The 21,449-nt window shown below is 69.8% G+C and carries 25 protein-coding genes and 1 riboswitch; of the genes, 10 read left to right on the plus strand and 15 right to left on the minus strand.

Annotated features, from left to right (window positions below; translation table 11 throughout):
* The first annotated feature begins 5 nt into the window (after positions 1 to 5).
* Positions 6 to 584: a pyridoxal 5'-phosphate synthase glutaminase subunit PdxT gene (gene pdxT / locus BLP62_RS02165; protein ID WP_093005399.1), complete on the plus strand. Its 579-nt coding sequence runs from the start codon at positions 6 to 8 to the stop codon at positions 582 to 584.
* On the opposite strand, the gene asnS is transcribed toward pdxT, so the two are convergent.
* Genes asnS through hisS form a run of 5 tightly spaced genes read right to left on the minus strand, consistent with a single transcriptional unit; the run spans position 581 to position 6,637 of the window.
* The gene (gene asnS, locus BLP62_RS02170; RefSeq protein WP_093005401.1) at positions 581 to 1,897 is read right to left on the minus strand and encodes an asparagine--tRNA ligase; all 1,317 of its coding nucleotides are present in this window, start codon (positions 1,895 to 1,897) and stop codon (positions 581 to 583) included. The genes pdxT and asnS overlap by 4 nt on opposite strands.
* Positions 1,898 to 1,909: 12 nt before the next feature.
* Positions 1,910 to 2,719, minus strand: coding sequence for an HAD family hydrolase (locus BLP62_RS02175; RefSeq protein WP_093005403.1), 810 nt, complete (start codon positions 2,717 to 2,719; stop codon positions 1,910 to 1,912).
* Between the two features lie 5 nt (positions 2,720 to 2,724).
* A complete protein-coding gene (locus tag BLP62_RS02180) occupies positions 2,725 to 3,618 on the minus strand; it encodes a PhzF family phenazine biosynthesis protein (RefSeq protein WP_093005405.1) in 894 nt (297 codons plus the stop codon).
* Positions 3,611 to 5,356, minus strand: a complete 1,746-nt coding sequence (gene aspS / locus BLP62_RS02185) for an aspartate--tRNA ligase (RefSeq protein ID WP_093005407.1) — start codon at positions 5,354 to 5,356, stop codon at positions 3,611 to 3,613. Before aspS ends, BLP62_RS02180 begins: the two co-directional genes overlap by 8 nt.
* A gap of 24 nt (positions 5,357 to 5,380) precedes the next feature.
* Positions 5,381 to 6,637, minus strand: a complete 1,257-nt coding sequence (hisS, locus tag BLP62_RS02190) for a histidine--tRNA ligase (RefSeq protein WP_093005409.1) — start codon at positions 6,635 to 6,637, stop codon at positions 5,381 to 5,383.
* 58 nt (positions 6,638 to 6,695) lie between these two features.
* Between hisS and BLP62_RS02195 the strand changes: the two genes are divergently transcribed.
* Positions 6,696 to 7,019, plus strand: a complete 324-nt coding sequence (locus tag BLP62_RS02195) for a hypothetical protein (RefSeq protein WP_176758122.1) — start codon at positions 6,696 to 6,698, stop codon at positions 7,017 to 7,019.
* Between the two features lie 458 nt (positions 7,020 to 7,477).
* Here the strand turns inward: BLP62_RS02195 and BLP62_RS02200 are convergent, their stop codons facing one another.
* The 3 genes from BLP62_RS02200 to modA form a co-directional block, all read right to left on the minus strand.
* The gene (locus tag BLP62_RS02200; RefSeq protein ID WP_093005411.1) at positions 7,478 to 8,482 is read right to left on the minus strand and encodes an ABC transporter ATP-binding protein; all 1,005 of its coding nucleotides are present in this window, start codon (positions 8,480 to 8,482) and stop codon (positions 7,478 to 7,480) included.
* Positions 8,461 to 9,135: a molybdate ABC transporter permease subunit gene (gene modB, locus BLP62_RS02205; RefSeq protein ID WP_093005413.1), complete on the minus strand. Its 675-nt coding sequence runs from the start codon at positions 9,133 to 9,135 to the stop codon at positions 8,461 to 8,463. The genes BLP62_RS02200 and modB overlap by 22 nt, the downstream gene beginning before the upstream one ends.
* A complete protein-coding gene (gene modA / locus BLP62_RS02210; protein ID WP_093005468.1) occupies positions 9,135 to 10,013 on the minus strand; it encodes a molybdate ABC transporter substrate-binding protein in 879 nt (292 codons plus the stop codon). The genes modB and modA overlap by 1 nt, the downstream gene beginning before the upstream one ends.
* Positions 10,002 to 10,127: riboswitch (molybdenum cofactor riboswitch) on the minus strand. Its footprint overlaps the gene before it by 12 nt.
* Before the next feature lie 66 nt (positions 10,128 to 10,193).
* Here modA and argF point away from each other — a divergent pair.
* From argF to BLP62_RS02250, 8 genes are all read left to right on the plus strand, one after another.
* Positions 10,194 to 11,099 carry an ornithine carbamoyltransferase gene (argF, locus tag BLP62_RS02215; RefSeq protein ID WP_093005415.1) on the plus strand — a complete coding sequence of 302 codons (906 nt, stop codon included), beginning with the start codon at positions 10,194 to 10,196 and terminating at the stop codon, positions 11,097 to 11,099.
* A gap of 4 nt (positions 11,100 to 11,103) precedes the next feature.
* Complete coding sequence (locus BLP62_RS02220; protein WP_093005417.1) at positions 11,104 to 11,625, plus strand: Uma2 family endonuclease; 522 nt, start codon at positions 11,104 to 11,106, stop codon at positions 11,623 to 11,625.
* A 2-nt stretch (positions 11,626 to 11,627) separates the two neighbouring features.
* Complete coding sequence (argC, locus tag BLP62_RS02225) at positions 11,628 to 12,665, plus strand: N-acetyl-gamma-glutamyl-phosphate reductase (RefSeq protein WP_093005470.1); 1,038 nt, start codon at positions 11,628 to 11,630, stop codon at positions 12,663 to 12,665.
* A complete protein-coding gene (gene argJ / locus BLP62_RS02230) occupies positions 12,656 to 13,801 on the plus strand; it encodes a bifunctional glutamate N-acetyltransferase/amino-acid acetyltransferase ArgJ (RefSeq protein WP_093005419.1) in 1,146 nt (381 codons plus the stop codon). The genes argC and argJ overlap by 10 nt, the downstream gene beginning before the upstream one ends.
* A 106-nt stretch (positions 13,802 to 13,907) precedes the next feature.
* On the plus strand, positions 13,908 to 14,267 hold the full coding sequence (locus tag BLP62_RS02235) for a hypothetical protein (protein ID WP_143004331.1): 360 nt from the start codon (positions 13,908 to 13,910) through the stop codon (positions 14,265 to 14,267).
* 21 nt (positions 14,268 to 14,288) lie between these two features.
* Entirely contained in the window at positions 14,289 to 14,861 is a 573-nt protein-coding gene (locus BLP62_RS02240; RefSeq protein WP_093005472.1) for a hypothetical protein, read from the plus strand.
* A 25-nt stretch (positions 14,862 to 14,886) separates the two neighbouring features.
* Entirely contained in the window at positions 14,887 to 15,171 is a 285-nt protein-coding gene (locus BLP62_RS02245) for a hypothetical protein (protein ID WP_093005423.1), read from the plus strand.
* Complete coding sequence (locus tag BLP62_RS02250; protein WP_093005425.1) at positions 15,168 to 15,605, plus strand: DUF420 domain-containing protein; 438 nt, start codon at positions 15,168 to 15,170, stop codon at positions 15,603 to 15,605. The genes BLP62_RS02245 and BLP62_RS02250 overlap by 4 nt, the downstream gene beginning before the upstream one ends.
* On the opposite strand, the gene BLP62_RS02255 is transcribed toward BLP62_RS02250, so the two are convergent.
* From BLP62_RS02255 to deoC, 7 genes are read right to left on the minus strand one after another with little or no spacing between them, the layout of a single operon-like run.
* On the minus strand, positions 15,595 to 16,122 hold the full coding sequence (locus BLP62_RS02255) for a septum site-determining protein MinC (protein WP_093005427.1): 528 nt from the start codon (positions 16,120 to 16,122) through the stop codon (positions 15,595 to 15,597). The two genes, BLP62_RS02250 and BLP62_RS02255, sit on opposite strands and share 11 nt — an antisense overlap.
* 9 nt (positions 16,123 to 16,131) lie before the next feature.
* Positions 16,132 to 17,865, minus strand: a complete 1,734-nt coding sequence (locus BLP62_RS02260; protein ID WP_093005429.1) for a penicillin-binding transpeptidase domain-containing protein — start codon at positions 17,863 to 17,865, stop codon at positions 16,132 to 16,134.
* Positions 17,862 to 18,314 (minus strand): rod shape-determining protein MreD, encoded by a 453-nt coding sequence (mreD, locus tag BLP62_RS02265; RefSeq protein WP_093005431.1) that lies wholly within the window; start codon positions 18,312 to 18,314, stop codon positions 17,862 to 17,864. Before mreD ends, BLP62_RS02260 begins: the two co-directional genes overlap by 4 nt.
* Positions 18,311 to 19,099 carry a rod shape-determining protein MreC gene (mreC, locus tag BLP62_RS02270; protein WP_093005433.1) on the minus strand — a complete coding sequence of 263 codons (789 nt, stop codon included), beginning with the start codon at positions 19,097 to 19,099 and terminating at the stop codon, positions 18,311 to 18,313. The genes mreD and mreC overlap by 4 nt, the downstream gene beginning before the upstream one ends.
* The gene (locus tag BLP62_RS02275) at positions 19,096 to 19,659 is read right to left on the minus strand and encodes a Maf family protein (RefSeq protein WP_093005435.1); all 564 of its coding nucleotides are present in this window, start codon (positions 19,657 to 19,659) and stop codon (positions 19,096 to 19,098) included. Before BLP62_RS02275 ends, mreC begins: the two co-directional genes overlap by 4 nt.
* On the minus strand, positions 19,635 to 20,759 hold the full coding sequence (locus BLP62_RS02280; protein ID WP_093005437.1) for a phospholipase D-like domain-containing protein: 1,125 nt from the start codon (positions 20,757 to 20,759) through the stop codon (positions 19,635 to 19,637). The genes BLP62_RS02275 and BLP62_RS02280 overlap by 25 nt, the downstream gene beginning before the upstream one ends.
* Positions 20,749 to 21,408 (minus strand): deoxyribose-phosphate aldolase, encoded by a 660-nt coding sequence (gene deoC, locus BLP62_RS02285; protein WP_093005439.1) that lies wholly within the window; start codon positions 21,406 to 21,408, stop codon positions 20,749 to 20,751. Before deoC ends, BLP62_RS02280 begins: the two co-directional genes overlap by 11 nt.
* Positions 21,409 to 21,449 lie beyond the last annotated feature (41 nt).

The following is a 21,449-nucleotide window of genomic DNA, read 5'->3' on the forward strand; positions in this document are numbered from 1 at the left end:
CCAGGATGAGGGGCGTGGTTGGCGTTTTGGCCCTACAAGGCGATTTCCGCGAGCACAAGGAGGCCCTCAGGCGGCTTGGGGTGGAGGCCAAGGAGGTGCGCAAGCCCGAGCACTTAGAGGGCCTAAAAGCCCTCATCGTGCCTGGGGGGGAGTCCACCACCATCGGCAAGCTGGCCCGGGAGTATGGCCTCGAGGAGGCCGTGCGGCAACGGGTGGCGGAGGGGAGCCTGGCGGTTTTTGGCACCTGCGCCGGGGCCATATGGCTTGCCCGGGAGATCCTAGGCTACCCCGAGCAACCCCGCCTGGGTGTCTTGGACGTGGCGGTGGAGCGGAACGCTTTTGGCCGCCAGGTGGAGAGCTTTGAAGAGGACCTCTTCATCCGGGGCTTTTCCGAGCCCTTCCACGGGGTCTTCATCCGCGCCCCGGTCTTCCGCCGGCTGGGGGAGGGGGTGGAGGTGCTGGCCGAGCTTTCCAGCTTCCCCGTCTTGGTGCGGCAGGGGAAGGTTCTCGCCAGCAGCTTCCACCCCGAGCTTACCCCCGACACCCGGCTTCACCGCTACTTCCTGGAGCTTGCCGGCCTTTAGGGGCGCATCCTCGTGTACATCCTTGGGAAGGGGATGGCCTCCCGCACGTGGGCGAGGCCCGAGATCCAGGCCACGGTGCGCTCGAGGCCCAGGCCGAACCCCGAGTGGGGGACGCTCCCGAAGCGGCGGAGGTCCAGGTACCACTCGTAGACCTCCTCGGGAAGGCCGAACTCCCGGATCTTGCGCCTTAGGAGCTCCAGGTTGTGGATCCTCTGGCTTCCCCCGATGATCTCCCCGTAGCCCTCGGGGGCGAGGAGGTCGTCGTTGAGGACAAGCTCGGGGTCTGAGGGGTCCGGCTCCATGTAGAAGGCCTTGATGCGGGCGGGGTAGCGCTCCACGAAGACGGGGCGGTCAAACCGGCGGCTTAGGGCGGCCTCGTGGGGGGCCCCGAAGTCCTCGCCGTAGGGGAGGGGAGGGACCTCGGGGTCCTCTTCGGCGATGCGGTTCACCAGGGCCACGGCCTCCTTGTAGGTGAGCCTGGGGTAGCGGCCCTCCGCGGCGGGCTCCAGGGCCTTGGGGTCCCGCCCGAGCATCTCAAGCTCCTTGGCGCGCCTTTCCAGCACCCGGGCCACGAGGAAGCGCACGAGCTCCTCCTGGAGGGCCATGTTCTCCTCGTGGGTCATGAAGGCCACCTCGGGCTCCACCATCCAGAACTCCAGGAGGTGGCGCCGCGTCTTGGAGCGCTCCGCCCGGAAGGTGGGGCCGAAGGTGTAGACCTTGGCGAAGGCCAGGGCCCCGGCCTCGGCGTAAAGCTGCCCCGACTGGGAGAGGTAGGCCTTCTCCCCGCCAAAAAGCTCCACCTCAAAGAGCTCCGTGGTCCCCTCCACGGCGCTCGGGGTGAGGATGGGGGCGTCAAAGCGGAGGAAGCCCCTTTCCCCGAAGAACTCGTGGATGCCCCTTTCCACCTCGTCCCGGATGCGCATCACGGCGAAGGGGCGGCGGTGGCGGAGCCAGAGGTGGCGGTGGTCCATGAGGAAGTCTATGCCGTGCTCCTTGGGGCCGATGGGGTACTCCCCCTGGGGGCGGCTCACCACCTGAAGGTCCCGCACGGCGAGCTCAAACCCCCCCGGGGCCCTCCTGTCCTCCCGCACCCGGCCCCACACCCTTAGGGCGGTCTCCTGGGGGAGGTGGTCCGCTTCCCGGAAGACCTCTTCCGGCACCTCCCCCTGGACCACCGTGGCCTGGAGGAAGCCGGTGCCGTCCCGGAGGATGAGGAAGTGGATCTTGCCCTTGGAGCGCTTCCCGTAGACCCAGCCCCTGAGCTCCACCTCCTGGCCCACGTGGCGGGCGATGTCCTCAATGAAGACCCGCATACCCTGGGTAGTCTACCCCAAGAGGTCCAGGGCCTCGGCCAGGCCGCAGGCCTCCACGGGGGCCACCACCTTCCTGGCCGCTTGCTTCACCGAGGGGGGGGCGTTTCCCATGGCGATGCCCAGCCCCACGGCCCGGAGGAGCTCCAGGTCGTTCTCCCCGTCCCCTACCATGGCCGCTTCCTCTAGGGAAAGCCCGTAGGCCTCGGCCACGAACCGGGCGGCGGTGAGCTTGCCCACGCCCCGCCGGGTGAGGGAGACGAAGCGTACCCCCGGCATCTTGGGGCTTTCCGCCACGTGGGCCTGAAGCTCCCGGGGAAGCCCTTCCAAGAAGGCCCCCAAAGGGGCCTCGGGCCCCGCCAGCACCTGGAGGCGCACCAGGGGGGAGGGGAGGCGGAGGAGGTCTTCCGCTTCCGCCCTTAGGCCGAGAAGCTCCTGGTGGGCCTGAAGGAGGGGGCTATCCCCCTCCACGTAAAACCCCCCTTCGGCGGTGTACCCCTCCAGGGGGAGGGCAAGCCTCCGGGCGAGGCGAATGGCCTCCTTGGCCGCCTCCTCCGGCAGGGCCTCCACCTTAAGGGGGGTGGCCGGGGGGGTGTGGGGGTCTTGGGAGAGGGCGAGGACCACGGCCCCGGACTCAAAGACGTGGAGCCCCCAGGGGTCCAGCCTTCGGGCGTACCCCAGGGTCTCCCCCCGGCCCGGGCGGCCGGTGACGAGGGCGAAGCGCACCCCCTTTTTCCGGAGGGACTCCACCTTGGGCCAGACGCAGGGAGGCACCCCTTCCTTGCCCACCAGGGTGCCGTCCACGTCCACGAAGACCAGGCGCATGCCCCTTAGAGCTCCCCCGAGGCCACGATGGCCGCCTCCCCGCCGATCTGCACGGCGTAGGGCTGGCCCGTGGGGCTGTATTCCACCACCACCTCCACCACCCCCGGGTTGCCCAGGCGGTGGCCCTGGTAGATGGTGAGCTGCACCCTGCCCTCCCGTTTGGGCACCACCCCGGAGCGGGCCAGGAGGGCCCCCAAGGCGGCGTTGGCCGAGCCCGTCACCGGGTCTTCGGGGATGCCGAGGAGGGGGGCGAAGTCCCGGGCGTAGAAGCTCCGGGGGCCCATGGGGGCGTAGGCGTGCACCGTGGCCACCCCCAGCCTGCGGGAGACCTGGAGGAGGGTGGGCATCTCCGGCTCCAGGGCGTCCACCACCCCAGGGGCGATGAGGGGCACGAAGAGGCTCCAAAGCCCGGTGTAGGCGATGCCGTAGGGCAGGCCCCGGTGGAGGTAGCGCTCGTTGGTGCCCAAGGCCTCGAGGGCCGCCCTCAGCTCCTCAAAGGGGGGGAGGTCGCGGAAGCGGGGGGAGGGCCCCCGCACCAGGGCCTTCACCGGGGCCCCCCCTTCGTAGACGATCTCCACGGGGAGGGCCTCCGTGGGGGTGTGGAGGTAGAGCCGCCCGATCCCCTCGGGGGCCAGGCCGAGCCGGACCAGGGCGAGGCCCAGGGCCACCGCCGCGTGGCCGGAGAACTCCACCTCCTCCTGCGGGGTGAAGAAGCGCACCCCGAAGACCGTTTCCTTCCGTTCCGTGACGAAGGCGGTCTCCGCCTCCCCTAGGCGCCGGGCGATGGCCTGCATCTCCTCCAGGCCCATCCCCCGGGCGTCCAGCACGATGGCCACCCGGTTGCCCGCCCCCGGGGCGGGGGCGAAGGCGTCCACAAGGAGGTACGGAATCCTAGCCATGGCGGATCACCTGGAGCCCAAGTTCCCGAAGCTGTTCCTCAGGGACGGGGCTCGGCGCCCCGGTGAGGGGGTCTTTGCCCTCCTTGTTCTTGGGGAAGGCGATGACCTCGCGGATGGAGGGGCTTCCCGTCATGAGGGCGAGGAGGCGGTCCAATCCCCAAGCGATCCCCCCGTGGGGCGGGGCCCCGTACTCCAGGGCCTCGAGGAAAAACCCGAACTTCTCCCTTTGCTCCTCCTCGCCGATGCCTAGAAGCCGGAAGACCCGGGCCTGGAGCCTGGGGTCGTGGATGCGGATGGACCCCCCGCCCACCTCCACCCCGTTGAGGACGAGGTCGTAGGCCAAGGCCCGCACCCTCCCGGGGTCTTCCTCCAGGAGGGGCAGGTCCTCGGGGTGGGGGCTCGTGAAGGGGTGGTGCATGTAGGTCCACCCCCCCCTCTCCTCGTCCCACTCCAGAAGGGGAAAGTCCACCACCCAGAGGAAGCGGAAGCCCTCCCGCTTGAGGGCGAGCGTCTCCGCCAGCCTGAGCCGCACCTGGCCCAACGCCTCGGCCGCCACCCTCCTCGGCCCCGCCACGAAGAGGAGGGTGTCCCCAGGGCCCGCCCCCGTGGCCTTGAGGAGGGCTTCCCGCACGGGTTCCAAGAACTTGGCCACGCCCCCTGCGAAGCCTCCCTCCTCCACCCGGGCCCAGGCGAGGCCCTTCGCCCCGTGGCGCTTGGCGAGCTCCTCCAGCTCGGCCACCTCCTTGCGGGAGAGGGCCTTGGGGGCCGCGAGGGCCTTCACGCTTTCCGCCTCCCGGAAGACCCCAAACTCGCTTTCCCGGAAGAGGGGGCCCACCTCCTCAAGCTCTAGCCCGAAGCGGGTGTCGGGCTTGTCGGAGCCGTAGCGCTCCATGGCTTCCCCGTAGGAAAGCCTGGGGAAGGGGAGGGGAAGCTCCACCCCCAAAGCCTCGCGGAAGACGTGGGCCATGAGGCGCTCGTTGAGCTCCAGGACGTCTTCCACCTCCACGAAGCTCATCTCCAGGTCCAGCTGGGTGAAGTCGGGCTGGCGGTCGGCGCGGAGGTCCTCGTCCCGGAAGCAGCGGGCGATCTGGAAGTAGCGGTCTAGCCCCGCCACCATCAGCATCTGCTTGAAGAGCTGGGGGGACTGGGGCAGGGCGTAGAAGAGGCCGGGCTCGTGGCGGTAGGGCACCAGGAAGTCCCGGGCCCCTTCCGGGGTGCTTTTGGTGAGAAAGGGGGTTTCCACCTGGACGAAGCCCTCCCGGTCCAGGAAGTCCCAGATGGCCTTGATGACCCGGTGGCGCAGGCGGAGGTTTTCCTGCATTCTCCTCCGGCGGAGGTCCAGGTAGCGGTACTTGAGGCGGAGCTCCTCGTTCGCCTCCTTCTCCTCCTCCCCCCGCCAGCCCGCATCCACGGGGAAAGGGGGGGTCTTGGCCTCGGCGAGGACCTCGAGGGAGAAAAGCTCCACCTCCACCTCCCCCGTGGGGAGGCGGGGGTTGGGCTCGGGGCGGAGGCGCACGAGGCCCTTGGCCCGCACCACCCACTCCGAGCGCACCCGTTCGGCGGCGGCGTAGGCGGGGCGATTGGGGTGGGCCACCAGCTGGACCAGGCCCTCCCGGTCCCTGAGGTCCAGGAAGATGAGGCCGCCGAGGTCGCGGCGGCGGTTCACCCAGCCCTCGAGGACCACCTCCTGGCCCGCGTGTTCCCTTCTTAGGCTTCCGGCGTAGTGGGTGCGGCGCATAATCCCCTAAAGCTTACCGGATGCTCACGAAAGGGCGGAAAGGAGGAAGCCCGCCACCTCGGCGTAGGGGAGGCGCACCTGCTCCCCGGTGGCCAGGCGCTTCAGGGTGAGCTCCTTCGCCCTTAGCTCTTCCTCTCCCAAAAAGCCCACGAAGGCCGCCCCCCGCTTTAGGGCCTCCTCCACCCCCTTGCCGGGCTTTTTAGGGGAGAGGGCGTACTCCGCCCTGAGCCTTGGCCTCAGGGTCTCGGCCACGTAGAAGGCCTCCGCCACCGCCTCTTCCAGGAGGGGAACCACGTAGAGGTCCGGGCCCCTTTCCTCCGGGGGGGCGATGCCCTCCGCCTCCAGGGCCAGGGCCACCCGCTCCACCCCGAAGGCGAACCCCACCCCGGGGACCCTGGGCCCCCCCAGGAGCTCGGAAAGCCCGTCGTACCGCCCCCCGCCCCCTAAGGCGGACTGGGCCCCGATGGCGGCGTGGTGCACCTCAAAGGCGGTGCGCACGTAGTAGTCCAGACCCCGCACGAGGGCGGGCTCCAGCTCGTAGGGCACCTGGAGGCGGCTAAGGTGCTTCTCCACCTGGTTTAGGTGGGCCCTGGCCTCCTCGCCCAAGAAGTCCAGCATGGGCTTCACCCTTAGCTCCCGGAGAAGGGCTTGGTCCCTCTCGTCCTTGGAGTCCAGGATGCGCATGGGGTTGAGGGAAAGGCGCTCCTTGGAGTCCTCGGAGAGGGCCTCCCGGTGGGGGGTGAGAACTTCCCTCAGGTAGGCATTGTACCGGGCCCGGTCCTCGGGGTCGCCCACGGAGGAGAGCTTTACGGAAAGCCCCTTTAGCCCCACTTCCTTCAGGCTCTCGTAGAGGAGGACGATGGCCTCGGCGTCCAGGATGGGGCTTTCCGAGCCCAGGGCCTCGTAGTTCACCTGGTGGAACTGGCGGTAGCGCCCTTTTTGGGGGCGCTCGGCCCGGAACATGGGCCCCGCCATCCAAAGCCTCACGGGCTGGGGCCAGACCTTCATCCCGTGCTCCAGGTAGGCCCGCACCATGGCGGCCGTGCCCTCGGGGCGTAAGGTGAGGGAGCGCCCCCCCCGGTCCTGGAAGGTGAACATCTCCTTGCGCACGATGTCCGTGGAGGCCCCCACGCCCTTCTCAAAGACCTGGGTTTCCTCAAAGATGGGGGTGAGGAGCTCCATGGCCCCCGCCGCCTCCAGCACCTTGCGGGCCGTGGCCACGATGCGCTGGTGAAGCCTGAGCTCCTGGCCGAAGAGGTCCTTGGTGCCCCGGACAGCCATACCCCTCCACTCTACAAAACCCCTTGCCTTTGGGCGAGGCCTGCCCTATGGTGGAGCCATGCGCCAGCGGGGGCTTTGGGTGGCCCTTTACCTCCTCCTCACCCTGGCGGCCTCCACCGGGGTGGCCCTGCAGATGTACCTCATGCGGGTGCAGAACCCCGGCCTCGGGGCCGACCTCTGCCAGGCCCCTGGGGAGGACCGCCCCCTGGAGCACTCTCCCCTTTGCGGCCTCCAGGTGGCCCCGGGCCTCCCCCCGGTGGCCGAGCCCGCCCCGCCCACCCTCCTCCATCTCCTGAAGGCGCGCCCCGCTTCCCGGCCTGGCCACGCCCCGCTCTCCCTGGACTTCCTGGCCCCGCGGGCCCCTCCTTTCGCCCTGGCCTAGAGGGCTTTCGGTCTTTAGGCGCTTTTGGCGAAAGGAGGTGATCCTTGCAGGTTGTGCTCTACACCCAGGACCTCGAGCTCTACGCCCGCGTGCACAAAGCGTTGCAGGCTTCGGGCATCGCCCTTGTTTGGAACGAAGGGGAGGGCTTTCCCTTGGCGGGCCCCGACCTCTTGGAGCGGGGCCAGGTGGTCCTCTGGCCCACCCCTAGGGGCCTCAGGGCCTACGACCTCCGGGGCTACGCCTTCCTCACCCGCAGGGACGACCCCAAGACCCTCCCGGAGGGGCTTCGGGGGGTCTTCGGCCAGAGGCTCCTCCCGGGGGAGGCCCTCGTCCTCGGCGCCCTGGGAAGGGGGGTCGTTCCGGAGCCCCGCGCCCTGGCCAGGGCCTTGGGCCTAGAGCGGAGCCAGGCCCGCTTCTTCCTCCGGGGGGTGTGGAACAAGTTCGGGCTTCCCCTGGGGCTACTCCTCCGCCTCGCCCGGCATCAGGTGCAGGTAGCGGGGCTTGAGGACCACCCGGAGGGGCTGGCCGGGCCGCAGGCGGAGCCTCTCCTGCACGTGCCGGGGCAGGAGGATTTCCAGGGCAAGGGGCCCCTGGAAAAGCCCCCGGTAGGCGAGCCCTTCCGGGTAGAGGCGTTCTAGGTGGCCTTCCAGGACGTTTTCCGGGGGCGGGGGCAGGTCTTGGCGCACCACCAGGACCTCCGCCGCCCTGACCCCGAGCCAGGCCCTTTGCCCCGGGCGGGCCCAGGGGGGAAGGGGAAGGCGGAGGAGGACGCCCCCCGCCTCCACCCCGTCCTCCCGCACCCGCACCGGGAAGAGGTTCTCGTAGCCGAGAAGCCTCGCCACCTCCACCTTGGCGGGGGCGGCCCAGACGGCCTCGGGGGGGCCCTCCTGGAGGATGCCCCCCCGGCCCATCACCACCAGCCAGTCGGCCATGCCCGCCAGGACCGGGTCGTGGCTCACCGCCAGGGCGGGAAGGCCCTCCCGGCGGAGGAGGTCCACAAGCTCCGAGAGCACCTGCCCCTTGGTCAGGGGGTCCAGGGCGCTGGTGGGCTCGTCCAGGAGGAGGAGTTCGGGCTTTCGGGCCAGGGCCCGGGCCAGGGCCACCCGCTGCCGCTGCCCCCCGGAAAGCTCCCCCGGCCGCTTGTGGGCGTGGTCCTGGAGCCCGACCCGGCTCAGGAGCTCCAGGGCCCTGGCCCTCCGGTCCTTGCCCCTTAAGGGGAAGGCCACGTTCTCCCAGGCGGTCATGTGGGGGAAGAGGGCCAGGTCCTGGGGCAGGTAGCCCACGGGCCGCCTCTCCGGGGGGAGGCCGCCAAAGGGGGTGCCCTGGGCGGGGACGAGCCCGGCCAGGGCCTTGAGGAGGGTGGTCTTGCCCACCCCGCTTTGCCCAAGGAGGACGGTGAACCCCCTCAGGTGGAAGCGGGCCTCCAGGGCGATGGGCCTCCTTATGCGGTAGTGGACCTCCATGCCCGCCCCTTGGCTTCCAGGACCCTCGCCGCCGCCAGGATGGCCAGGCTCAGGAGGAGGAGGACGGAGGCCGCTTCCGCCGCCTCGCGGAAGCGCAGGGCCTGTACCAGGTCGTAGAGGTAGATGCTCACCATCTGGGTCTTCCCGGGGATGGACCCGCCCACCATGAGCACCACCCCGAACTCCCCCAGGGTGTGGGCGAAGGCGAGGAGGGTGCCCGAGAGGAGGCCGGGCCAGACCAGGGGGAGGACCACCCGGGCCCAGACCTTCCACCGGGGGACCCCCAGGGTGCGGGCCACCTCCAGGAGGTTCCGGTCAAGGCCCAAGAAGGCCTCCCGGTAGGCGGTGAGGGCGAAGGGAAGGCTGAAGAGGATGCTGGCGAAGACCAGGCCCTCAAAGCGGAAGGCCCAGGAAACCCCCGTGAGCCTGGTCCAAGGCCCCTCGGGCCCCAGGAAGAGGAGGAGGTAGAAGCCCAAGACCGTGGGCGGAAGGACCAGGGGAAGGAGGAAGACCGCCTCCACCAGGGGCTTTCCCGGGAAGCGGTGGAAGGCCAGGGCCCAGGCCAGGGGAAGGCCCAGGAGGAGGAGGAGGGCCGAGGCCCAGAGGGCCACCTCCAGGGACAGGCGAAGGGCGGTCCAAAAGAGGGGGTCCATCACTCTCCCGGGAGGAGGAAGCCGTAGCGCCGGAAGATGGCCCGGGCTTCAGGGCTTCCCACGAAGGCGTGGAAGGCCAGGACCTCGGGGCGCTTCCTCCCCTTAAGGATGACGTAGTCCTGCTCCAAGGCCATGTGGCTCCCAAGAGGAGCCGTCCAGTACCTGCCCGGCCCCGAAAGGCTTTCGTGCACCGCCAAGGATAGGGCGAGGAGGCCCACCCGGGTGGAGGTGAGGGCGAGCTGGGCCGTTTGGGAGATGTTCTCCCCGTAGACGAAGTCAAAGCGGGGCTTTCCCCGGCGCAAGGGGCCCGCGTCCCAGTAGGCCTCCACCCCCCCCGTGAGCCTTTCCCAGGGGATCTCCTCCCAGGAGAGGAGGGGGAAGGGCTTGGAGGAGCCGGGGAGGGTGAGGTCCTTGCGCTTGAGAAGCCCGAGGCGCTCCAGGAGGGTGACGGCGGCCCGGCCGTAGGGGGCGTGCACGGGGTTGGCGAGGGCGATCTGGGTCACCTTTGGGTTTTTAAGGGCCGCGGGCCCGGGCTCCAGGCCGAGGTCCTTGTGGGTCCAGATCGCCATCCGGCCGAGGGCGTAGGGCCTCCGGGTTTTGGGTTCGGCGAGGCCCTTTTGCTCAAGGAGTTCCGGGTAGAGCCTTTCCGCCGAGAAGAAGAGGTCGGCCTCGAGGCCTTGGGTGAGCTGGGTGTAGAGCTTCCCCGAGGAGCCGAAGAGGAGCTCCACCCTCACCCCGGGGTTTCTCCGCTCAAAGGCCTGGGCCACCTCGGCCAGGGCGTACTGCAGGTCCGAAGCCGCTACCGCCCGCACCCGGCCTTGGGCCGAGGCCAGGCTTAGGGCGAGCAGGATGCTCAAAACGGCGAAAACTCCACGCATGGCGGCCTCCTTTGCCACCGCGGCAGGCGGCGGGGTTGCCCCCGCCACCCCGGGGCCTTGGGCCCGGCCCAGAGGACCCGGAGGGCCCTTCCGGGCTCGGAGGCAAGGGCATTTTATCCCACCCCGTCCCCCCGCGGCCTCTTGCATAAGTTTGCAGTCCTGCGCTATCCTGTAAGCCTCATGGCGGGAGACGCCCTCACCCGGCCCAAGGACCTTCTGGACTTTTCCGGCTACGGCCCCAGGGAGCTTCAGGCCCTTCTGGACCTGGCGGAGGCCCTGAAGCGGGAGCGCTACCGGGGGGAGGACCTCAAAGGGAAGGTCCTCGCCCTCCTCTTTGAGAAGCCCTCCTTGCGCACCCGGACGACCCTCGAGGTGGCCATGGTCCACCTTGGGGGGCATGCCGTTTACCTGGACCAGAAGCAGGTGGGCATCGGGGAGCGGGAGCCCGTGAGGGACGTGGCCAAGAACCTGGAGCGCTTCGTGGAGGGGATCGCCGCCCGGGTCTTTCGCCACGAGACGGTGGAGGCCCTGGCCCGCCACGCCAAGGTCCCCGTGGTGAACGCCCTCTCCGACCGCGCCCACCCCCTCCAGGCCCTGGCGGACCTCCTCACCCTGAAGGAGGCCTTCGGGGGGCTGGAGGGCCTCGAGGTGGCCTGGGTGGGGGACGGGAACAACGTCCTGAACTCCCTCCTGGAGGTGGCTCCCTTGGCGGGCCTCCGCCTGCGGGTGGCCACGCCCAAGGGCTACGAGCCGGACCCCGCCCTTCTGCGCAAGGCGGGCGCCTTCCTCACCCACGACCCCAGGGAGGCCGCCCTGGGCGCCCACGCCCTCTACACCGATGTCTGGACCAGCATGGGCCAGGAGGCGGAAAGGGAGAAGCGCCTCCGGGACTTCCAGGGCTTCCAGGTGAACGGGGAGTTGCTCAAGCTCCTCCACCCGGAGGGCGTCTTCCTCCACTGCCTTCCCGCCCACTACGGGGAGGAGACCACGGAGGAGGCGGTCCACGGGCCCAAAAGCCGGGTCTTTGACCAGGCGGAAAACCGCCTCCACACCGCCAAGGCCGTGCTCCTCGCCCTGCTAAAGTAGGGGTATGGTCCGGCCCTACCGCTTTAGCCTGGAGGAGTTCCTGAGGCTTCCCCTCCCCGAGCGGGGGGTGGAGCTTCTAGAGGGAGAGGTCTACCAGATGGCGCCCATAGGCTCGAGGCACGCCCACATCTTAGACCTTTGGGTCCAGGTTTTCGTGAAGGCTTTTCACGGAAAGGCGGGGGTGAGGGTCCAGGGTCCCTTTGTGCTTCCTCCCGACACTTATCTGGAACCCGATCTGCTCCTTTACCGCCTTGGGGACTTCCGCCACCGCTACCCGGGGCCTGAGGACGCCCTTTTGGTTCTGGAGGTGGCCGAAAGCAGTTTGGACTACGACCTCAGCAAGAAGGTCCCCCTCTACGCCAAGGCCGGGGTGCCGGAGGTCTGGGTGCAGGACCTCCTGGGGGGAAGGCTCCTCCTCTTCCGCACCCCCGAGGGGGACCACTACCGGGAGCAGATCTGGGTGAAGCCCGGGGAGAAGGTGGCGCCCCTGGCCTTCCCCGAGGCCAGCCTGGAGGTCCCGTGGTAAGGGTGGGGATCCTGGGGGCCTCGGGGTACGGGGGGGCGGAGCTTCTGCGGCTCCTCAAGGCCCACCCCGAGGTGGAGCTCGTGGGGTTTTCCAGCCGCAAGCACGAGGGAAGGCCCCTGGAGGCCGCCTGGCCCCAGCTTTGGGACGGGAGGCCCTTCGCCGCCCAAGAAGAGGTCTTAGAGCGGGCGGAGGTGGTCTTCCTCGCCCTGCCCAACGGGCTTGCCATGGAGATCGCCCCCGAGGCCCTTAAGGCGGGGAAGCGGGTGGTGGACCTCTCCGGGGACTTCCGCCTGCCCCCCGAGGTCTACGAGGCCTGGTACCGCATCCCCCACAAGAGCCCTGACCTCTACCGGGAAGCGGTCTACGGCCTCCCCGAGCTCCACCGGGAGGAGCTTAGGGGGGCGAGGCTCGTGGCCAACCCCGGCTGCTACGTGACCGCCGCTACCCTGGCCCTCGCGCCCTTGGCCGCGGAAGGGGCCCTAAAGGGGGCCTTCGTGGTGGGCCTAAGCGGGGTCTCGGGGGCGGGGCGGGAGGCCGAGGGCACCGCCTTCGCCGAGGTGAACGAGAACCTCAAGCCCTACAAGGCGGGGGGCACCCACCGGCACATCCCTGAGATGGAGAACAACCTGGGGAGGATTTTGGCCCAAGGGAGGCGCCTCCGCACCCACGGGGAGGCGAGGCCGGTGCGGCTTTCCTTCACCCCCCACCTGGTGCCCATGACCCGGGGGATTCTGGTCACCGCCGAGGCGGAGGTGGAGGGCGCTTGGAGCCAGGAGAGCCTAGAGGCGCTTTACCGGGACTTCTACGCCGGGGAGCCTTTCGTGCGCGTCCTCAAAGGGCTTCCCGAGACCAAGGCCACCCTGGGGAGCAACCGGGTGGACGTGAGGCCCCTCTACGAGGAGAGGACGGGGCGGGTTTTTGTCTTCGCTGCCCTGGACAACCTAGTGAAGGGCATGGCGGGGCAGGCGGTGCAGAACCTCAACCTGATGCTGGGCCTTTCCGAGGAGGCGGCGCTTCCCAAGGAGGGGCTATGGCCGTGAGGCTTCCTAGGGGGTTTAGGGCGGGGGCCACCCGGGCGGGGATCAAGCCCTCGGGAAGGCCCGACCTCGCCCTTTTGGTTTCCGGCTTGCCCGCGGCCTGGGCCTACGCCGCCACGCAGAACCGGGCGGCGGCGCCCTCCATCCACCGGGGAAGGGCCCTTTACGCCTCGGGGAAGCCCTTGAGGGCTGTGGTGGTGAACGCCGGGAACGCCAACTGCGCCACCGGGGAAAGGGGCTATGAGGACGACCGGCGCATGGCCGAGCTCGCCGCCTTGCGCCTCGGGCTTTCCCCGGAGGAGGTCCTCACCGCCTCCACCGGGGTGATCGGGGTGCCCTTGCCCGTGGAAAAGATAGCGCAGGGCCTGCCCCAGATCGGCCTCACCCCCTTCGCCGAGGCCTTCGCCGAGGCCATCCTCACCACGGACACCCGCCCCAAGGTGGCCGAGGCCGAGGTGGCGGGGGCCAGGATCGTGGGCCTCGCCAAGGGAAGCGGCATGATCCACCCCAACATGGCCACCATGCTCGCCTTCTTGGTCACGGACGCCCTGGTCCCCCAGGAGGCCCTTAGGGCCGGGTGGCGGCGGGTGGTGGAGCGCACCTTCAACCAGGTCACCGTGGACGGGGACACCTCCACCAACGACCTCGCCCTCCTGATGGCCAACGGGGCCTATGGGGAGGTGCCCCTTGGGGCCTTCTTTGAGGGGGTGGAGGCCGTGGCCCAGGCGCTCGCCCGCATGATCGCCCGGGACGGGGAGGGGGCCACCAAGCTCATGGTGGTGCGGGTGAGGGGGGCGGCCACGGAGGAGGAAGCGAGGCGGGCGGCGAGGACCGTTGCGGGAAGCGCCCTCTGGAAGAGCGCCCTCTACGGCAACGACCCCAACTGGGGAAGGATTCTGGCCGCCCTCGGCAACTCGGGGGCCCGGTTTGACCCCATGCGGGTGCGCATCCTCCTCCAGGGGATTCCCCTCTACGAGGGCGGGGTCCTTCCCTTTGACCGGGAGGAGGCGAGCCGGGCCATGCGGGCCGAGGAGGTGGAGGTCCTGGTGGACCTCCGGGAGGGCCAGGGGGAGGGCGTGGCCTGGGGCTGCGACCTGACCGAAGGGTACGTGCGGATCAACGCCCTTTACACCACCTGATCCAGCGCTGTGTTAGAATGGACGTGGAGGTGAGGCGATGAAGCGAATTTTGGGCGCATTCTTGTTGGTGCTGGGGTTGGGTTTCGGTTTGGCGCAGAGCCCGGGCGTGGGGGTTTACAGCGGCTACCCCACTTACCTTGGAGTTCAGTTCCAGAATGATGCCCTGCGCTTTGGCGTCGGCCTTTCCTCTTTCGGGTTCGCCGGGGACGCCGCCCTTATCCTCCAGAAAAGCCCCTTGCAGACTGGCGGGCTCCCTGCAAGCTGGTACTATGGGGCGGGTCTCGGGGCGGGGATTTATTGGGGCGGGGGGTTCATTGTGTATCCCCATGGGCTTGCCGGGGTGGAGCTCCGGCTTCCCGATCCCGCCATCAACCCTTACCTCGAGGTCCAGCTCGGGGTGAGCCTGCTCAACTTCGCCGTCCCTTTGCCCCACTTCGCCGGCCGCCTGGGAGTGATCCTCAGGTAAGGGGAGGCTATGATGGAGGGGATGCGCTGGCGTCCCCTCCTTTTCCTTTTCCTCCTCTCCGCCTGCGCCCGGCCCGACACGGCGCCCCCGGAGCTCGGCCTGGTGGCGCCCCAGGGGGGCGGGATCGCCCCCGGGCGGGACCTCCTGGTGGAGGGCTACGCCTTTGACCCTTCCGGGGTGGCGGGCGTGCGGGTGGGGGGGCAGGAGGTCCTGCCGGAAGGGGAGAAGGGCAAGAAGCTTGTCCGCTTCCGCTTCCGCCTACGGGCGCCCGCCTCGGGCCAGGTGGAGCTTCGCCTCGAGGCGGAGGACGCCCGGGGCAACCGGGGGGAAAGGCGGGTGCCCCTGGTCTTGGACGCCTCGCCTCCCCGCATCCTGGCGGAGCGGGTGGAAGGGGAGGGAGGCCAGGTGCGGGTCTACGGGTGGGTGGAGGACAACGTGGGGGTGGAGCGGGTGAGCCTCCAGGTGGGGGGGCGCTTCACCGCCCTTTCCCTGCCCAAAGGGCCGAGGGTGCCCTTCGTGGTGGAGGCGCCTCGAGGGGCCGTCCTGGTGGCGGTGGACGCGGCGGGGAACCGCTCTTCCCGCCGCCTTCCCTGAAGGCCGTGGTACACTGCCCCTCGGTATGCGGGAGTCCGGCGAGACCTTGGCCCACCTGGCCCGGGCCTTGAAGGAGACCCCGCCGCGCCGGGAGGCCTCTTCCAGGCTTCGGGAGATCGCCAAGCTCCTGCACCGCCTGCCGCCTTCGCGGGAGCGGGACGGGCTTTTGGCGGTGGCCTACCTGCGCCTCTACCAGGCCTTGGGGCAGGAGGAGGACTACCTAAGGGGCTACAGCTACGCCCGCACCTCCCGGGTGGAGGCGGTGCGGCTCATGGCCGAGCGGATGGCCCAAACTTCGGAGGGGGAATGAAGGAGCTCCTGGGGCTTTTGGCGGTCTGGTCCATCGTCCTTTCGGGCCTGGCCTTGCTCGCGGGTTTGGTCCTCATCCGGAGGGGGAACCGGGTGGGGCACCACCGGGTGATGCTCACCGCCACGGGCCTGGCCGCCCTCTTCCTGGTCTTCTACCTGGCCAAGTGGGGGCTTTACGGCGCCACGGCCTACGGGGGCCCCGAGGCCTGGCGGGGGGCCTACTACTTCCTCCTCCTCACCCACACCCTCCTCGCCGCCCTGAACGGCCCCTTGGCCCTCTACGTCATCTGGCGCGCCTTCCGGGGGGAGTTCGCCTTCCACAAGCGCTGGGCCAAGGTTCTCGTGCCCATCTGGCTCTACGTGGCCCTCTCGGGCTGGGTCATCTACCTGGTGCTCAGGCGTTACGGGGTGGAGACAGAGGGCCTCACCTTTTAGCCCAGGGTTCCACCACGATCTGGCCTCCCTCCACCCGGGCCCGCTCGGGGCCTTTGGCCTTATCCCCTTCGGGGGCCTGGGCCAGGTGGGGGCCGATGCGCACCTGCTTGGCGGCGAGCTCCAGGGCAAAGATGAAGCGCCCCTCGTCCCCGCCTGCCCCGGCGTGGGCCAGGCCCCGGAGCTTCCCCACCACGATCACGTCCCCCCCCGCCACCACCTCCGCCCCCGGGTTCACGTCCCCCAGGACCACCACGGTGCCCGGGTGCTCCACCCTTTCCCCGGAGCGCAGGGTCTTGGCCACCACCAGGGTGCCCACGGAAAGGCGGCCTCTTGGGGGGATTAGGGTGAGGGGCCGCCCCAGGGCGAGGAGGGCCTTAAGGACCTCCTGGTCCACGGGGCCCGCCACCTCCACCTCCAGAGGCAGGCCCTCGGGCAGGTCCAGGGCCCGGATGGCCTCGGGGGTTTCCCCGCCGTCTAGCCGGAGGGCCAAGGCCTTGGGGGTGGCGCGAAGCCGCATGAGGCCATTCTACCGGGCCTCCACCCCCCAGTAGGCGGCCATCACCTTCTTCACCGCCGGCAGGGCCACCCGGCTTCCCTCCCCGCCGTTTTCAAAGAAGGCCACCACCACCAAGGGCGGGTAGGGGCTTCCGTCGGTGGGGCCGTAGCCCATGTACCAGGCGTGTTCCAGCCCCGCCCGTTTGCCCGGGGTCTCCGCGGTGCCGGTCTTGCCCCCCGTGGGCACGGGGAAGTCCCCCAGGACGTGCCGGGCCGTGCCCTCGGTCACGGTCTTGCGCAGGCCCTCCTGCAGGACCTGCCAGAAGCGCCCGGGCACCTTTTCCCCTTCCGGGCGCACCTCGGTGGGGCCCAGGCGCTTCACCAGGTGCAGCCGGGGTTTGAACCCGCTGTTGGCGATGGTGGCGAGCATCCGGGCGATCTGGGCGGGAGTGGCGAGGATGGCCCCCTGGCCGATGGCCACGGAGAGGGTCTCCCCCGGGTACCAGGGTTCCTTGAAGGTCTCCTGCTTCCAGGCCCGGGTGGGGAGGAGGCCCGTCTTCTCGGCCACCTCCAGCCCCGTGGCCTCCCCCAGGCCCAAAAAACGCGCCCGCTTCGCCAGACGGTCCACCACGCCCAGGGGGTCCTGGGCCACCGCCTGGTAGTACCAGGTGTTGCAGCTCCAGGCGATGGCCTCCTTGACGGTCATGGGGCCCATGTCCCTGGCCGCCCAGTTGCGCCGCACCTGGCCGCCGAAGACGATGTAGGGGCTGCAGCGGAAGGTGGTGGAAGGGCTCACGTACCCCTCCTCCAGGAGGGCGTAGCTCGTGGCCAGCTTGAAGGTGGAACCCGGGGTGTAGGGCTGGACCGCCCGGTTGAGCAGGGGGAGGTCGGGGTCCTGGAAGAGGGCCGCCGCCTCCTTGGGCACCGGGCGCTTGGCGAAGAGGTTGGGGTCAAAGGAGGGGGAGGAGGCCATGGCCAGGACCTCCCCGGTCCTGGGGTTCAGGGCCACGATGGCTCCCTTCGCCCTGCGGGCCGGGGGAAGGCCCTGGAGGCGCCTTCCCGCGTTGATGTCGGCCAGGGCCTCCTCCAGGGCCCTTTCCGCCGCCCGCTGCAGGTCCAGGTCCAGGGTGAGGACCACGTCCTGGCCGGGTACGGGCTCCTCCAGAACGGTTTCCCGGAGGCGTTCCCCCCGGACGTTCACCTCCACGGCCTTCACCCCTCGCTTGCCCCTCAGGTAGGGCTCCAGGGCGGCCTCGAGGCCCGCCTGCCCCACCTCCTCCTCGGGGCTGTAGCCCTGCTTCACCTGCTCCGCGTTGGCCAGGAGGACGTAGCCCAAGACCGGCCCGGATATGGGGTTGGGGTAGTGGCGCTCCACCCGCTCCACGAGCTTCAGGTTCTTCTGGCCCGCGGTGAGCTCGGCTAGGGTGGGGAGGAGGTGCTCCGGGACCCCCGCCTTGAGCACCACGGGGCCCTGGGCCTTGGGGAGCTCCTTAAGCCCTAAAAGGGGCAGGAGCCTTTCCTTAAAGAGGACCTCGCCTCCTTCGTAGACCAGGTCCACCGCCAGGCGGTCTTGGGCGATGACCCGGCCCTTGCGGTCCAGGATCCGCCCCCTGGGGGCGGGGAGGCCCTCGGTCTTGAGGTAGTTGCCCCGGCTTTTCAGGGCGTAGCGCTCGTGCTCCCACACCTGGAGCTGCCACGCCCTAAGCCCCAAGAGGCCGAAGGCCAGGAGGAAGAACACCATGAGGCTGTAAAGGCGGCCTTTCATGCCGGCTTACCTAGGCGCAGGGCGAGGAGGTAGAAGGGCAGGGTGAAAAGCCCTTCCAGGAAGATGTCCCGGAGGAGAAGGGGAGGCAGGTCCAGGCGGAGCCAGTAGGCCACCAGGAAGTACCCGAGCCACTTGGCGAAAAAGGCCCACAAGAAGGCGGAAAGAAGGGGGAGGTAGCCCTCCGGGGCGAGGCGGCGGCTTGCGGCGTAGAAGGCGTAGGCGGCCAGCACCAGGCCCACGGCGTGGAGCCCCAGAAGGCCGTAGCCCAGGAGGTCTTGGAGGAGGCCCAAGGCGAAGGCCACGGGCAAGCCCAGGTAAAAGGGCCTCCTGGCGGCGTACCCCAGGGCCAGGACCAGGAAGAGGTCGGGGGCCATGGCCCCTTGGGGCCAAAGGGCGGAAAGAAGCCCGTAGAGGAGAAGGGTGAGGAGGAGGGCGAGGAAAGGCTTCATAGGGGCTTCAGCACCATGACCTCTTCCAGCAAGGAGAGGTCCACCAGGGGGCGGACCCAGGCCCGTAGCTTCAGCCCCCCCGAGGCCCTTTCCACCCGCTCCACCTTGCCCACGGGGATGCCGTCCGGGAAAAGCCCCAAGGGGGCCCCCGTGAGGAGGAGGTCCCCCGGGGCCAGCCGGACGCTTGGAGGGAACTCCGCCAGGAGGCGGCCGGGGGGGGCTCCCCGGGCGATGCCTCTACCCGGGGCCTTCTCGGGGCGCACCCCCACCTGGCTTTCCGGGTCCAGAAGGGTGCGCACCAGGGCCCGGCGCTCCTCCACCTCCACCACCAGGCCCACGAGCCCCTCGGGGGCGGTGACGGGCATGCCCACCCGGAGGCCGTCCCGCTCGCCCAGGCCCAGGACCAGGCGGCGGTAAAGCCCCGAGAGGTCCTCCCCCACCACGGGGGCCACGGCCCAAAGCCCCGGGGCCTGGCTTTGGCGGACCCTCAGGGCCCGCTCCAGCTGGCCCACCTTGAGGGCGAGGCGCTTGTTCTCCGCCTCCAAGAGGGCCACCCTGGCCCTAAGGGCCCGGTTCTCCCCGTAGAGGTCCTGGCGGTTGGCCAAAGCGCTCCAGGCGGCCTTCAGGTTCTGCCCCAGGCGGTGGCCCCAGGCGGGCAAGGGGGCGGTGAGGGGGGAGAGGAGGAGGTTGAGCCTGGGGACCAGGGGCCGGGTGAGGGCGGCCAAGGCCAGGCCCGCGAAGAGGAGGAGGAGGAGAAGGCCCCGGCGGAGGGCGGTTTCCCTCATGGCCGAAACCCCCGTTCCCAAAGGAGGGTGAAGACCCGGGCCACGGGGAGGCCCACCACGGTGTAGAAGTCCCCCTCCACCCGCTCCAGGAGGGCCATACCGAGCCCCTGGGCCCCGTAGCCCCCCGCCTTGTCCAGGCCCTCGCCGCTTCCCACGTACCAGGCGATCTCCTCCTCGGAAAGGGGCCGGAAGAAGACCTTGGCCGTGTGCACCTCCTCCACCACCTCCTTGGGGGTGCGGAGGTAAAAGGCGGTGTGCACCAGGTGGGGCCTGCCTGAGAGGCGCCTTAGGAAGAGGCGGTTTTCCTCCGGGTCCTTGGGCTTGCCCAGGACCTCCCCGTCCAGGTCCACCACGGTGTCCGCGGCCAGGACCCATTCCCCCTCCACGGCCTCCCCCTTGCGCCGGGCCAGGGCCTGGGCCAGGGCCTTGGGGGGGAGGGGGAGGTTTTCTTCCTCCACTCCCGGCACCACCACCTGCACCCGGTAGCCGAGGGCCTTTAGGAGGGCTTTCCGCCTGGGGCTTCCCGAGGCCAGGATCAGAGGGGGCTTCCCGCTTCCCAAAGCCTCAACACCTCCTTCCGGTAGCGCTCCGCCAGGCTCGGGCTTTGGAGCACGAGGAGGTTCTCGTTGTTCACCCCGTAGGCCCGGGCGGTGAAGTTGTAGCTCCCGGTGACAACGTAGGTGCCGTCCAGGACCAGGACCTTGTGGTGCATGGTATAGGGGTTGCCGTCCTGGCGCACGGGGATGCCCGCCTTAAGGAGGTCCTCCTCGAGGCTATCTTGGAGGTTGCGGCGTTCCAGGAGGACCCGCACCGAAACGCCCCGGCGGTGGGCCCGCTCTAGGGCCTCCACCAGCTTTCGGTCGGTGAGGACGAAGGCGGCCACCAGGATCTCCTTTTGGGCGCGGGCCACGGCCTCCAGGAGGGCTTCCCGCGCCTTGGCCCCGCCCTTGGGGCTGAAGTAGGCCACGCCCTCTACCCCCTCCAGGGCGAAGGCCACGGGCTCCCCCAGGCCTTCCTTCTCCCCCCTGAAGAGGGCCTCAAACTCCCGGGCGTACCCCTGGGCCAGGGTGGGGGAGGGGAGGAGGAGGCTGTTCTCGTTGTTGCGGGCGAAGGCGTTCCAGGTCATGTTGGTGCTCCCCGTCCAGACGGCCTTCCCGTCCACCACCAGGAACTTGTGGTGCATGAAGCCCTCCCGCTCGTCGTAGCAGACGGGGATGCCGGCCACCTCCTCGCAGTCTATGGAGGTGGGGCGCACCCTCTCCCGGAGGGCCGCCCGGGGTACCCTCGGGGGCTCTTGGGTCTGGCCCAGGCTTGCCGCCACCAAATAGCGGCGGAAGTCCTCCCGGTAGTCGCTTTCCCCATAGAGCCGCACCCTCACCCCCCGCGCCTTGGCCCGGAGGAGGCCCTGGGCGATCTCCAGGTCGCGGAACTCGTAGAAGGCCCCTTCCAGGCTTTCCCGGGCCCCGTCCATGAGGGCGAGGAGGCGGGCCTTGGCCCTTGGCCCTTCCTCCGGCATGAAGTAGACCTCGGCCGCTCCCGCCTCGGCGGGCGGGGCAGGCCTCGGCCGGAGCTCCTGAAAGAGCCAAAGGAAGAGGAGGACCAGGAGGAGGAGGTAGCCGGGAAGCCCGGCGATCTCCTTCCTTCGGCGCTTAGTACCCATGCCCCTCCTCGCCCCGCACCAGGGCCACCCCACTGGAGGTGCCAAGGCGGCTCGCCCCGGCCCTCAGCATCCTCAAGGCGGTCTCCCGGTCCCGGATGCCCCCTGCCGCCTTCACCTGGGCCCGGCCCTGGGCCACCCGGACCAAAAGGGCCACGTCCTCGAGGCTCGCCCCCCGGGGGCCGAAGCCCGTGGAGGTCTTGAGGAAGTCCGCCCCGCCCCGGATGGCCGCCTCCGCCAGGCCCGCCACCTCCTCCGGGGAGAAGTACCCCGTTTCCAGGATCACCTTGAGCACCGCCTTGGGGACGGCTTCCCGCACGGCCCGCACCTCGGCCTCCAGGTAGTCCAGGTCCCCCGCCTTGGCCCGGCCCAGGTGGAGGACCATGTCCACCTCGTCCGCCCCCCGGGCGAAGGCGAGGGCGGCCTCCTGGGCCTTCACCTCCTTCTCCTGGTAGCCCAGGGGGAAGCCCACCACCGTCACCAGGCGAAAGGGCGCATAGGGGTAGCGGGCCCTCACCCAGGCCACGTAGGAAGGGGGGATGCAGAGGCCATAGAAGCCGTACTCCAGCGCCTCCTCCGCCGCCTTCGCCACCTCCTCGAGGGTGGCGGTGGGCTTGAGGAGGGTGTGGTCAATGTGGGCGGCCAGGTCCATACCCCGCCATCATACGGGACCCACGTGATAGGATGGAAAGA

It is taken from the genome of Thermus arciformis (assembly GCF_900102145.1).
Classification (GTDB): Bacteria; Deinococcota; Deinococci; order Deinococcales; family Thermaceae; genus Thermus; species Thermus arciformis.